Annotated in this window: 8 protein-coding genes; 3 read left to right on the top strand and 5 right to left on the bottom strand. The window is 35.6% G+C overall.

Annotation, left to right across the window (positions count from 1 at the left end; genetic code table 11):
* Positions 1 to 11 precede the first annotated feature (11 nt).
* Positions 12 to 2366, bottom strand: a complete 2355-nt coding sequence (gene pbpC, locus IQ228_RS09530; protein WP_193962736.1) for a penicillin-binding protein 1C — start codon at positions 2364 to 2366, stop codon at positions 12 to 14.
* A gap of 177 nt (positions 2367 to 2543) precedes the next feature.
* On the opposite strand from pbpC, the gene IQ228_RS09525 reads away from it, so the two are divergent.
* Positions 2544 to 8252 (top strand): alpha-2-macroglobulin, encoded by a 5709-nt coding sequence (locus tag IQ228_RS09525; RefSeq protein ID WP_193962735.1) that lies wholly within the window; start codon positions 2544 to 2546, stop codon positions 8250 to 8252.
* Positions 8253 to 8513: 261 nt separating this feature from the next.
* On the opposite strand, the gene IQ228_RS09520 is transcribed toward IQ228_RS09525, so the two are convergent.
* Positions 8514 to 9401 (bottom strand): hypothetical protein, encoded by an 888-nt coding sequence (locus IQ228_RS09520; protein WP_193962734.1) that lies wholly within the window; start codon positions 9399 to 9401, stop codon positions 8514 to 8516.
* A gap of 211 nt (positions 9402 to 9612) precedes the next feature.
* Between IQ228_RS09520 and recJ the strand changes: the two genes are divergently transcribed.
* Entirely contained in the window at positions 9613 to 11658 is a 2046-nt protein-coding gene (gene recJ / locus IQ228_RS09515; RefSeq protein WP_193962733.1) for a single-stranded-DNA-specific exonuclease RecJ, read from the top strand.
* A 90-nt stretch (positions 11659 to 11748) separates the two neighbouring features.
* Here the strand turns inward: recJ and psb30 are convergent, their stop codons facing one another.
* On the bottom strand, positions 11749 to 11868 hold the full coding sequence (gene psb30, locus IQ228_RS09510) for a photosystem II reaction center protein Ycf12/Psb30 (RefSeq protein ID WP_071992760.1): 120 nt from the start codon (positions 11866 to 11868) through the stop codon (positions 11749 to 11751).
* Between the two features lie 306 nt (positions 11869 to 12174).
* On the opposite strand from psb30, the gene IQ228_RS09505 reads away from it, so the two are divergent.
* On the top strand, positions 12175 to 12525 hold the full coding sequence (locus tag IQ228_RS09505) for a YkgJ family cysteine cluster protein (RefSeq protein ID WP_027401806.1): 351 nt from the start codon (positions 12175 to 12177) through the stop codon (positions 12523 to 12525).
* 89 nt (positions 12526 to 12614) lie between these two features.
* Here the strand turns inward: IQ228_RS09505 and IQ228_RS09500 are convergent, their stop codons facing one another.
* Both IQ228_RS09500 and IQ228_RS09495 read right to left on the bottom strand, forming a co-directional pair.
* Positions 12615 to 13346 carry a hypothetical protein gene (locus IQ228_RS09500; protein WP_193962732.1) on the bottom strand — a complete coding sequence of 244 codons (732 nt, stop codon included), beginning with the start codon at positions 13344 to 13346 and terminating at the stop codon, positions 12615 to 12617.
* On the bottom strand, positions 13343 to 13834 hold a 492-nt coding region (locus IQ228_RS09495; protein ID WP_193962731.1), incomplete at its 5' end, for an AAA family ATPase. The genes IQ228_RS09495 and IQ228_RS09500, both read right to left, overlap by 4 nt.

Raw genomic sequence — 13834 nt, 5'->3', positions numbered from 1 at the left:
ATCCATAACTCCTATAATTTAGTAGGATCTGCTACAGAAAAACCTTGTTTTCTCGGTTGGATATTTCCTAACTTTACTTGAAAGTTTATTTGGTCACGCATCTTACCAGTTCTGGCTTCTAGCTTCCAATTACCGGGGCGTAAATGCCAAAATATCGCATTTGTTGATTGTGTAGATAAATGTTGATCATTTAGCCACCAGTCTATGGACTGATTTAATGTTCCACTAGCTTTAAATTCTATTTTTTGCTGTCCCTCTCCAGATGGATACAGCAGAAATAAATCCCCATTACGAGGAGAGATAATTCGGAAATTATCAGGATTAAAATGCAATTGTGGCTGTTTTGCTAACCATTGATCATACACAGGTGATAAATGAAAATCCGTAGATTTTTGATATGCAATTTTATCTTTTACAGAGAAATATTCTTGAACTACGGAAGTACAGCTAGGTGTAGGTTTTAGCCCTGTAATGGCACAAATTGGTAATTTTACCATGCCCTCTGGCGATGGAAAATTAGCGGGTGTTTGATGTTCATGCAGATGTAACATGATTCTGTTCCACAAAGGTGCAGCCCCTGTGACACCGGAAACCTGACGCATGGGTTCACCGTTGAAATTACCCACCCAGGTAGCCACAGTATAATCACTACTAAAGCCAACTGTCCAGGTATCACGATAATTTGAAGATGTACCAGTTTTGACAGCTACGGGAAAGGGCAAATTTAACACTGAGTCTACACCAAAAGCTGTGGATCGGGCATAGCGATCGCTTAACATATCAATAATTAATTGCCAATAATTGGAAACTAAAAATTGAGAATTTGAATTTGGGGAACTGTTTAATGTAGTTACTAATGGTGTTATTTTCCCCATATTAGCCATAGTTAAATAAGCCCTAGCTAGTTCCCACAAGTTCACCTCACCGCTACCCAAAGTTAACCCCAAACCGTAATATTCAGCATCTTGATTTAAATGGGCAAAACCCAACTCATGTAAGCGATTTAAAAAAGTTTCAACACCCACTTTTTCTAATACCTTTACCGCAGGTACATTTAAAGAATTTGCTAAAGCAACTCTCACTCTCACCGGACCGAGAAAGCTGTTAGTATAATCTGTGGGACTATATAATTTCGCTCCCGGAATTGCATAATGGGCAGGTACATCTGGCAAAATCGTATGAGGATTAATTACTCCTTTTTCTAAAGCTAATTCATACACAAATGGCTTTAATGTAGAACCAGGTTGACGTAAAGCTTGTACTCCATCATTTCGTCCTAATTTCACATCATTAAAATAATCAGGCGAACCAACATAGCTTAAAACCTCTCCAGAGGAGTTGTCAATTATCACCACTGCTGCATCATGGACATTATTAGCCTTTAAAGAGGAAATTACTTGTTGTACTTGTGCTTCCACAAATTGCTGTAAAGGGCGATTTATTGTCGTGCGAATAGGTGATGATTCCTGATTAGGTGTATTGTTTTGTTTGGCTAACCAAAATAGAAAATGTGGTGCAGCAATAATTCCCTGTTGACGGGGTTGAAATATTATTTTTTCTTTATATATAAGTTGCGCGTCTGCATCAGAAATATATTTTTCCTGTACCATTCTATTTAAAACATATTTCTGTCTTTGCTGTAATCTTTCTCGATGTTGATAAGGATTAAAATAAGTGGGATTATTAGGAATTGCTGCTAAAATAGAAGCTTGGGCTAAGTTTAAATCACTAGCAGGAATAGAAAAGTAAATTTGCGCCGCAGCTTCTACACCATAAATATTTCCCCCCATAGGTAAACGATTAATATAAGCAGCAAGAATTTCATCTTTTGTCATCCCCGCAGCCAATCGCCAAGATAACCAAACTTCTTTTAATTTTGCAGTCATTGTTCGCGGTGAATTATCCAACATTCTCGCCAATTGCATGGTAATTGTGGAAGCACCAGAAACAATTTTTTTATTCTCAATTGCTATTTTTATCGCTCGAAAAATTGCTTTTAAATCTAATGCCCCATGTTGATAAAAATGAGCATCTTCGGCGGCTAATATTGCTTTGATGAATTGTGGTGAAACTTGATTTAATTTGACAACTGAGGTATTTTCTTGATCACTGGTTAATATAGTTCCTAATGGTAAATTGTTACGATCTGTAAACTCTATGGCTAATTGATGCTGGGCAATATTTAGACTACGAATAGGGGCAAAATAAGGACATAATCGGATTAATAAACAGATTACAATGCAAGGGACAATAATTTTATTCAGTTTGTAGTTTCGCTTTATCTGCAATTTATATGATTTTATCTCACGCAGAAACGCTAAGACGCACAGAGTAAGAGTTTTGAGGAAATGAGTTAGTAAATTCATAATAATGTTAAGAATTGTATGCTTTTTGGGAAATAGTTACGTTACATTAGTTATCTATATATCATTCCTGTTTTTTAATCGAACCACGGAGGCACAGAGAACACAGAGGAGGAGAGTTGTTTACATTTTATTTAGGATTGGTTTATTCACTGTTGATATTTTTTGCATTTATTTAATATGATGATTGGAAAAATCTTTAAGTTCCTGTTTATTGTCACTCTCGTATTCGGAATGACTGGTTGTAATTTTATGACTATTCAACCAGGTAAGGAAAAGTTACCACCTGTTGAGTCATTAATTACGCCAAAGTTACCAGATTGGATAGAACAAATCAGTCCTTTAGGAGATGCAAAACCTACCAGTCAAATTCGGATTCGCTTTCAGGAAGCTTTAATTCCTGTTGAAAGTCTTGATAGTCCCCAACAGCAAAGTTTATTAACTAAATTTGCAATTTGGCCTCCTTTACCGGGACAATTTCGCTTTTTAACTCCGCGCATGGTGGGTTTTCAAGCTGATAAAGCTATACCGAAAGCAACGCGAGTTAAGGTTACTCTTAAAGCGGGTTTAGCAGATTTAAAAAATCATCGGTTAAGTCAAGATTTGGCTTGGACTTTTAATACTGAATCCATTCAAATTACTAATTTACCAGGAGTTAACCCGATTGAAAAAGCCGTAGTTGAACCAATGGGTTTACAACCAAAGTTGCAATTTACCTCTAATTTAGAATTAGATTTAGATTCTGTCCAAAAGCATTTACAGTTAATTCCTGAAGGTAAAACCCAAGGTGTGGGTTTTAAGGTGGAATTAGCGAAGGAAGAAACACCAGAAAGTCTAGATCCTTTTGAAAAATTTGACCCTTCAGTCAGAAATTGGGTTTATAATCTTATTCCTGGGCAAAATTTAGAGAAAGCTACTTCTTACCGTTTGAATTTTTCTCCCGGTATTCTTCCTGCGAATGGTAATTTACCCAGTCAGAAAGAATTTGTCAGTAAGTTAGCAACTTATTCACCTTTAGGATTTGTGGGAATTAAACCCTATGGAGAACCAGATTCTGGGGGAACTTATGGGAGATTTACTAAAGGTAGTCCTCAGTTAGAATTTAATAACATTTTATTGGCAGATTCCGTTAAGGACAATATTAAAATTAAGCCAGCACCTAAAAATATTGATACTGTACTGCAAATTTCTGAAGAAGATAGAATTGTCAGCATTAATCCCTATGCTTTAGAACCATCTACTACCTATACAATTAATATTGAGAGAAATCTTAAAGATAAATTTGGGCAAACTTTAGGTAAACCAGTAACAATTAAATATGATACTGGTGATGTTGCTGGAAATATTTCTGTACCATCAGATTTAAATATTTTTCCCACAGATAAAGATTTGCAAATTAATATTGATACCATTAATTTACCAGAGTCAAAATATCAAGCTGCTTATCGCATTGTTAAGCCTACAGATTTGGTTTATACAAATACTGCTAATGATTTATTACCCGAACCTTCTAAATGGCAAGATTTCAAAATTAGGGGTAAACAAAATCAGTCATTAACTATCAATGTTCCTCTGAAAGAAAAATTAGGTAATCGCCAGGGAATGTTAGCTTATGGAGTGCAAGCACGAACTCATAAATATCAAGAAGACGGTAAGCAATTGTGGAAAGAACCGACAACTTATGGCATGGTACAATTAACTAATTTAGGTGTCTTTTCTCAATGGTTTCCAGAATCGGGTTTAATTCGGGTTCATCATCTTAGTGATGGTTCACCAGTTAAAGCGGTAAATATTGAAGTTTATCAATCAAAATTAGCAGAAAAATCTCGTCCTCAACCTGTACCCTGTGCAACTGGAAAAACTGATGAAAAGGGAATTTTGATAATTGAGAATAATCAATTAATACAATGTTATCCCAAATTAAAATCTAGCGGACTACAATTATTAGTAATCGCCAGTGAAAATCAAGATTGGGCATTTGCGAGAACGGAAGAATATAGTGGTGCTTATGGTTATGGAATTGATGCCGGTTGGGAAGCTGATAAACCAGAATCACGAGGAATTATCTTTTCTGATAGACAATTATATCAACCCGGAGAAAAAGCTGCTTTTACTGCTTTTGCAGATTATTTAGAAAAAGGTAAAATTCAAGAAGATAAAAATTCCGTTTATCAATTAACTTTAGTTAGTCCTAATGGACAAAATACAGATTTAGGAACAAAAACAACTAACCAATTTAGTACATTTTCTTTAGAGTTACCGATTCCTAAAAATCAGCCTTTAGGATTTTATACTATTAAAGCTAAAGGTAACAAGGGACAAGAAATTTCGGGAGAGTTTCGAGTAGCAGAATTTAAACCCCCAAATTTTAAAGTTGATTTAAAACTCAATCAAGAATTTGCAGTAATTGATGACAAAATTGATGTGCAGGTAGGAAGTAATTATTTATTTGGTTCACCAGTTGAAGGGGGAGAAGCTAAATATTTTGTCACTCGTAAACAGACTAATTTTATCCCTAAAGGTTGGGAAGAATTTAGTTTTGGCAGACAATGGTTTTGGCCAGAAGAAAGTCCCAATGTGACGAATGATGTTTTGCAAACTAGCACTAAATTAGATACGAATGGGAAAAGTAGTCAAACTGTAACTGTAGCTAAAGATTTACCATACCCCATGACTTATCGGGTAGATGTGCAAATTAGTGATATTTCTAATTTATCTGTTGCTAATTCCCAAAGTTTTACCGCTTTACCCAGTAACCGAATAATTGGTTTAAAAACGAATTTTGTGGCTGACGCTGGCAAAGATTTTCCTATAGAATTTATTGTTACTGACGCAACTGGAAAAGCATTAGAAAATCAACGAATACATCTGGAATTACAACAGATAAAATATAGCAGCGTTACCAAAATTGTTGAAGGTAGTAAAACTCCACAAAATCAAGTTGAATATCAAACAGTTGGGAAAACAGATATTACATCTAGAAATACCCCCCAAACAGTTAACTTAAAACCTAATATATCAGGTTCATATCGCATTCGCGCTAATTTTAGTGATAGTAGAGATGAGATTACAGCTACAGATTTACAAATTTGGGTGACAGGAGAAAATCAAGTATTTTGGGGTGGAGAAGAAAAAGATAAATTGGAGGTTAAATTAAATAAAAAAGAGTTTAAACCTGGAGACATAGCCACAGCTTTAATTCAATCTCCCTACCCAGAAGGAGAATTATATTTTGCAGTGATTAAAGATAAACCTCTCTATCAACAAGTAGTTAAAATTAAAGGAGGTGCGCCCCAAATTCAGTTTACAATTACCCCGGAAATGTTACCTAATGCAGCAGTAGAAGCGGTATTAGTCAGACAAGGTAAACCACTTAATCAAGTAGAACCGGGAAGTTTAGAAAATTTAGCCAAAATTGGGTTTGCAGCTTTTAAAGTTAACCTAACAGATAAATATTTAAAGGTACAAGTTAACCCAGTTGAAAAATCTTTAGAACCTGGAAAAGAAGCAAATGTAGAACTGGAATTAAAAGATCATCAAGGAAACGCTACCAAAGGACAATTTACTGTCATGGTGGTGAATGAAGCGGTATTACAATTAACTGGTTATCGTCCGCCAAATTTGGTAGATACTGTTTATGCAGAACAACCAATTTCTACCCGATTCAGTGATAATCGTCGTGATGTTAAATTAGCACCATTAGCTACAGGTTTACCCAAAGGTTGGGGTTATGGTGGAGGTTTCTCCAATGGTTTAGCAAATACTCGGATTCGTGAAGATTTTCAAGCTTTAGCTTATTACAATGGTTCGGTGATTAGTGATGAAAATGGTAAAGCAAAAATCACCTTTAAATTACCCGATAATCTAACAACTTGGCGGATAATGGTTGTGGCTACAGATGGAAATCTGCGGTTTGGGAATGGTGACGCAACATTTATCACCACAAAACCATTAATAACTAATGCTATTTTGCCACAATTTGCCCGGAGTGGCGATCGCATTTTGGCAGGTTTATCAGTCACCAACACCACCACAAACACTGGAAATCTGACTATTAACGGTGAACTTAGCGGTTCTCTTAACTTCGCCGAAAATAACCCCAAAACCACCTCATTACAACCAAAAGCCGAATCAGCAACCCAAGCTTATCGTTTCCCAATGGTAGCGGGAAATGTGGGAGAAGGGAAAATGACATTTACCACACAGCTAAATAATATCGCTGACGCATTTACTGTACCTTTAGAAATTAAACCTTTAGAAATTACCGAACAAGTTGTCGAAACTGGTGTAAGTGAAAGACAGGTAAAAATCCCTGTGAATATTACTAAAAATACTTTCCGTGAAGCTGGAGGTTTAGATATTCAATTAGCCAGTACCCTAATTCTAGCAATTAAAGCCCCTGCAAAACAAGTTTTAGAAAATAATAATTTACCATTTGCAGAACCAGCCGCAAGTCAATTATTAATTGCTGCAAATCTGCAAACTCTCACCCAAAAATATAATCAGACATTTGCAGAATTTAATCCTCAACAACAAGCAAAATTAGCAATTGCACAATTACAAAAATTGCAAATTGCAGATGGTGGTTTTGCAGCATTTCCAGGACAAGAAAAATCCGATCCTTGGGTTTCTAGTTATGCTGGAGAATCTTTAGTTATAGCTAATCAAAGCTTTCCTGGTGTAGTTGATAGTAAAATTATCTCTAGTCTGAGAACTTATTTACAAAATGTTCTCGCTAACCCTGGACAATACGACTTTTGTAAACAGAAACTTTGTAAATCTCAACTGCAACTAAATTCTTTAATTGCCTTAGCACAATTAGGCGATAAACGCAATAGTTTCTTATCAGATATTTATCAACAACGTGATAATTTTGATCTAGTTACTCAAATCAAATTAGCCAGATATCTATATCAATTTCCTGAATGGCAAAATCAAGCCCAAATCATGCGGTTGGAGTTCCAAAAGAATATCTATGAAACTGGACGTACCGCAGTTGTAAACTTACCCAAAACTTGGAGTTGGATGAGTTCAAATACTGTTACCCAAGCCCAAGCTTTACAGTTATTTATTGATCAAAAAACCAACCCAGAAATCATTGACAAATTACTGCAAAGTCTGCTAAATTTACGCAGATATGGCACATGGGAATCTAGTTATAATAACGCCCAAGCCCTCACAGCTTTAGTGGAATATAGCCAACTCCAACCCACACCACCTAATTTTATGACTACGGTAAAATTAGCAAATCAGAAATTAGGCGAAACCAGTTTTAATAGTTATCAAAATCCTAGCTTGCAAATAAATATTCCCATGAATCAATTACCTGAAGGTAAACGTGATTTATGGTTGCAAAAATCTGGAAGAGGTAAATTGCATTATTTAGTCGCTTACAAATATCGTTTACAAGGAAATCAACCAGGGAGATTTAACGGTTTACGAGTAACGCGAGAAATTAGTAAAGTTAATGAAGAGAAAACTATTCAAAAAACTGGAATGTATGCTTTTGATAAACCTTTAACCTTACAATCTGGACAAGTATTTGATATTGGTTTAGAAGTAATTACAGATCATCCTGTAGATCATGTAGTCATAAAAGACCCATTACCCGCAGGTTTTGAAGCTGTAGATGATAGTTTTCAAACTGCGACACCAGCATTACAAGCAAAAGCCGATAATTGGCAATTAGGATATAAAACAATCTATAAAGATCGGATTATTTCCTATGCAGATCATCTCGAACCAGGAGTTTACAGTTTACATTATTTAGTTCGTTCTGTGACTCCAGGAACATTCCTTTGGCCAGGTGCGGAAGTACATCTTCAATATGTACCAGAAGAGTTTGGACGCAGTGCTGATTCTACTTTAGGTATAATGGAAAAAAACTAATTGTGTAGGTTGGGTTGACGGAAGGAAACCCAACTTTATTAATCGTTTTGTTGGGTTGCGCTATCGCTTAACCCAACCTACAAATTAGATATTTACTATTTTACAAAAACTGAAAATTACTGTCATTTGGTGTTGCTGATTAAAAGTATGCTTTTGTTTCACGCAGAGACGCAGAGTCACAGAGAGTAAGAGTTTTAAAAGGTGAGTTAGCGACAGCATAACCCACCCTACAAATGAGATATTTGCTATTTTACAAAAACCTTATTGTACAATCTGATTCCGACAATATTCTTGCGTCGGTGTCACAGAAACAACTTCCACTTCTACAGGTTTTTCTGGAGTGGGGTTAATAATAAACTCACTTGGTCCTTGATGGGGTCTTTGAGGATTTCCCCAGTCATAAGTATAACCTAAACCAGACCAAGGATAATATTCTTTTTTGGCATTGGTGTAGGAATTGGTGTATATTGCCTTAACAACAGGACTACTATCAGGAACAGGTAAAGGTAAAAGATTACAACTAGAATCGTTAATTTCTCCATCAATACATGGTCTACTTAAATCTTCGGCTTTTACCCACATTTCTACAAAATGAGTCTTAGTGGAATATTTATTTAAGATTAATCCTAAATACTGCTGTAACCGCAATGAGAGTTCAACATTATCAGGAATATTGCTATCAATTGCTTGATATTTTTGACAAAATTCTTTTACTTGTGGTACTGCGGTAAACCAAGTTTGATAAGGTAGTAATTTCTTTGCACCTATTGGCCAATCTGTATTTGGGTTACTTGTGTATTTCCAAGTTGACATCAAATATTCTACTTTGCCATTATTTGATCTCGATTTTACTTGGGGATTATTTGGAGATAAAGCCCAAAGATTATTAACTACTTCATCTGCTAATGGTTGTTTGGCATCTTCAATACTATCTGCTAATGTTTTGGTGAGAACATTATAAGTTTCTGGTTGATATTGCAATAGATAGTCATAGACATTTTGGGTTACTTCTAATTGGGCTAATTCTGCTTTGAGGATTGGAGTATTGTTGTTAGTAATTCCTGCTGCTAATACTCTATTTTGCCACCCGAAAACTAAAAAGGCACAACAAAGTAAGCCTACAAATAATTTCTGCTGCCAATTTCTCATGATTAATCACTTGGTACTTGGAGTTTTGTATCAAAACAGATTCTACATGAAGATACTATCAGTTTTGTAGTAAGAATTGTTAATAAATAATTAAAAATACTGAATTACGTATTATAAATATAGAACTAATATTTGATTTTAAAAAAGATACGTAGGTTGTGTTAGCGACAGTATAACGCGCCATGATCAATAAAAAAGACGTAAATTGGCAATGAACAATAACCAATCAATTAGACGCTTACCTAATCAACGTTGGCAAATTGCAGCAACAAATACCGAGGCCAGTTTAACATTAGCAAATTTAATGAATATTTCCCCCATTATTAGCCAATTGTTAATTAATCGGGGGATGATAAACCCAGAAGATGCAAAAATATTTTTAGATCCTGAGTCTTTAAATTTACCTTCTCCTTTGGAGGAATTTCCTGATTTAGCTGCAAGTGTGGAATTATTGGAAATGGCGATCGCCAATCAAGATAAAATAGCTATCTGTGGCGACTATGATGCAGATGGTATGACCAGCACTGCCTTACTACTCCGCAGTTTCCGCGCGTTAGGTGCTGATGTTGATTATGCTATCCCCAGTCGAATGCACGATGGTTATGGCATTAATAACCGGATTGTCGAAGAATTTCATGATGAAGGGGTGAAACTAATTCTCACTGTAGATAACGGAATTTCTGCCGTTGAACCAATTACCAAAGCTAGAGAATTGGGTTTAAAAGTTATTATCACAGATCATCATGATATTCCCCAAATATTACCCCCAGCTAATGCAATTCTTAACCCGAAACTAATAGCTGAATCTTCTCCCTATCGGGGTGTCGCTGGTGTGGGTGTAGCTTATATTTTAGCCGTTTGTTTAGCACAGCAATTAGGAGAACTCAAAGGTTTAGTGCAGCCCCTTTTAGCCCTATTTACATTAGGAACTATTGCCGATTTAGCCCCTTTAACGGGTGTGAATCGTCGCTGGGTAAAAAGAGGTTTAAATATATTACCAAAATCTACTTTACCAGGGATACAAGCATTAATTCAAATTGCCGGAGTTCAAGCTAGTGAAGCAGAAAAAAATCAAAATTCCAAATCTTTAAAACCCGAAGATATTGGTTTTCGATTAGGACCGCGAATCAATGCTATCGGCAGAATTGGTGATCCCCAAATTGTCATTGATTTACTCACAACTGATGATTTTAGTATTGCACTAGCCAAAGCTATCCAGTGTGAACAAACTAATACTCAACGGCAACAAATGTGCGAAGAAATTGAAAAAGAAGCCATTTCTATTGTTGAAGATTTATATGTAAACTCTTTACAAAAAGACCGCGTATTAGTTGTTATCAAAGATAATTGGCATCATGGTGTGATTGGGATTGTGGCTTCCCGCTTACTAGAACGTTATGGTGTTCCCGTCTTTATTGGAACTTACGAAAATGAAGGCATAATTCGGGGTTCAGCCCGGGGAATTCCTGAATTTCATGTATTTGCAGCTTTAGATGCTTGTCGGGATTTATTAGGTAAATTTGGAGGACACAAAGCTGCGGGGGGATTTTCTTTACCAGCAGAGAATTTACCAGAATTTCGGTTGCGGTTATCTGCATTTGCAAATCAGTGTTTAGAACCTCAACACCTGAAACCGCTGTTGAAAATAGATACTCAAGTTAATATTCACGAAATTAATCAGGATCTTTTTCAACAGTTAAATATTCTTCATCCCTGTGGTATTGATAACTCAGATCCAATTTTTTGGACTGCGAATGTTCAAGTGATTGAACAGAAAATAGTTGGTAAAGGTCACATTAAATTAACTGTATCCCAAACTATTGACCATCAGCGCCAAGAAATTAAAGGTATAGCATGGCGTTGGGGTGATTATTTTCCCTTACCATCAAGATTAGATATTGCTTACAAACTCCGAGAAAATAACTTTAATGGTAAAACTACCATTGAAATGGAGTTAATCGGTGCAAAACTCCCAAATCACGTTCTTGAACTTTTCACTAATTCATCAAATCAAACACGGGGTAGTTTTGAATATAAACAGCGTCAATATACCTGTGGAATCTATGAAAATGGTATGAGTAGGGAATTAAGAGTTAAGAATTCTGAAGGTAAAGTTTTAGTCATGCAACCAGAAGATAAATTTGGTCTGTTAGGTTTCAACCGCGACAATGCAGAACAGATAGATTTGTCCCAACCCATCTATGAAGGAATTGTACAAACTGCAATTCAGACTTTATCAACTTCTGTGCAGAATTAAAGATTTAAAACTTTTTTAAGCGGGGATTTAAACCCCGATTCTTGTAAATGGGTAATTGGTGACAATACAAACCATTACCCATGACCCAATTTACAGGTTGCCGTTGCGAAATGCTAGAAGGAAGATTACTATAGGACCGGAAACCACGATTAGTCCCACGCAAGTTAACTGCAAGACAACTTCCCAATTGATGTTAGCTAAAATCTCCATTTTTTCCTCCCAATGATTTTAATGGTTTAAAAAGATTTAATAATTCAATCGTAAAACCCGCAACCTATCATATCTGTTTAGGGGATCTAAAATTTAATTTAGTTCACAAAATTATAGAAAAAGTCATAAAAAAGTAGAATATAGCAGGAGGTGGGGGCGCAGGGTCTGCGCCCTTTGTCAGCAGTCAGGAGTAAAATCCTTTTGTTGTCACAGTTTCATGATTGATATCCTAATCACCCTATACAGGGGTATAACAGGAAGATTAACTATACATGAGTATAACAGGAAGATTAAAAGGTTAAAAATATGGCTACTTGGCAATGTATATCTCAGTGTGGCGCTTGCTGTAACTTAACACCAGCAGATCGTCCAGATTTAGAAGAGTATCTTTCACCACCGGATTTAGAACTTTATCTTAGTATGGTCGGCGAGGGTGGATGGTGCGTAAATTATGATCATGGTACGCGGGAATGTAAAATCTACTCCACCCGTCCCCGGTTTTGTCGTGTGGTAGCAGAGACATTTGAAGAGATGTATGGAATTGAACCGGAAGATGTCAACGATTTTGCCATTGATTGCTGTCGTCAGCAAATTGAGGGGGTTTATGGCGATCGCAGTTTAGAACAAATCCGTTTTGATCAAGCTGTCGGTTTTTGATTTAATTCATATAATTATTCTCTCATTGTGTTTTTAAGCGCAGTAATCAATGGGAGATTCACCTTAATGTACCTAAGTTTTGCTAATGCTTACAAAGTTTCTATGCTATCCCATATATCTAACAATAATTTCAAGCTAGATAAATGATTCATTGATTCACATCGCTTTTTTAACGCATCTAGATACTTTTTATCCGCTACAACTTTTGGATCTTTTTTACTGTAGGACAAACCAAATTCTGTGAGATATTCTTTGAGATAACGTTCATGAAATTTCGCTTTTGTCCTAAAAATATATCCAGGTGGACATGAAGACATTTCTTCAGGATCATTGACCAAAATATCGTAATATGCCTGAAACTCCGATAAAACTGGAGAACTTCCAATTGAACTATATTCGTTAGGAATTTCTGCATTACCCAATGCCCATGTTTCAATACAGCAATGCTGAATTATTATATGGATTTCTGTTTTTGAGCTATCTATATTGTAGCCTGACTTTAGATCATCAAGTTTAGATTTCACTTCATTAAAACGATCAATATAAGAATTTTCTTCAGAGTCAATACATATAAAAAAATGGTTGACATTGCCGAATGTTTCTATATCAATTAGACAGGCTTCCAATCGAGAAACTCCTGGATATTGCTTAGGCTTACTCACCATATTTGGATATCCATCACCTGCGATAATCCGACAAGTATTCATTGTCATATCTTCAGGTCTGACAACAAAAGTTAAGCTAGGAAATAAATGTTGTAACCATGCTTTATATACCTTTGGTTCAGTCTTTCCCCCCTCTACTAAAAATAAAAGATTCACTCAGACACTTCCTCACTATCAAGTAAATTAACTAATTGAGTAAACTTATCTAAACTAGAAGCTGTATTAAGTTCTGGAATATTTAAAGATTTTCTGACTCTGACTTTGTTTCCAGATTTACTGACTATTTGCCAAGTATCCCAAGGAATATTATTGATAATATATGGATGATGACTAGTAAGTATAAACTGTACATCTGGAGATTTATCAAGGATAAAGTCTGTTAGTTCACCCATGCAGTTAATCCCTAAACTATTCTCAAATTCATCAATTAAAATTACTGACTCTTCAGGAGCAGTAATTACTTCAATTAAAAAAATTAAAGTACGAAACATACCAGATGAAATTCGCTCTTGAGGAATCCAGTCTTCTAAACCATTTTCTTGAATTTCAAAGGATAGCAAAAAATCAACATCTGAATCTCTCTCACTACTAACTCTGAAATTGTTAACTTCTGAAAAAATATCAATATAATACTCTTTAATTTC

Origin of the sequence: Dolichospermum sp. LEGE 00246 (genome assembly GCF_015207865.1) — a bacterium.
GTDB classification, from domain to species: Bacteria; Cyanobacteriota; Cyanobacteriia; order Cyanobacteriales; family Nostocaceae; genus Dolichospermum; species Dolichospermum heterosporum.
Note: the sequence above shows the minus strand (reverse complement) of the source record. Positions and strands in the feature narration are given on the sequence as shown.

Coding starts and splice junctions, on each gene's coding strand:
- pbpC (WP_193962736.1), bottom strand. CDS start 2,366: ATGAATTTACTAACTCATTTCCTCAAAACTCTTACTCTGTGCGTCTTA.
- IQ228_RS09525 (WP_193962735.1), top strand. CDS start 2,544: ATGATGATTGGAAAAATCTTTAAGTTCCTGTTTATTGTCACTCTCGTA.
- IQ228_RS09520 (WP_193962734.1), bottom strand. CDS start 9,401: ATGAGAAATTGGCAGCAGAAATTATTTGTAGGCTTACTTTGTTGTGCC.
- recJ (WP_193962733.1), top strand. CDS start 9,613: ATGAACAATAACCAATCAATTAGACGCTTACCTAATCAACGTTGGCAA.
- psb30 (WP_071992760.1), bottom strand. CDS start 11,868: ATGGAGATTTTAGCTAACATCAATTGGGAAGTTGTCTTGCAGTTAACT.
- IQ228_RS09505 (WP_027401806.1), top strand. CDS start 12,175: ATGGCTACTTGGCAATGTATATCTCAGTGTGGCGCTTGCTGTAACTTA.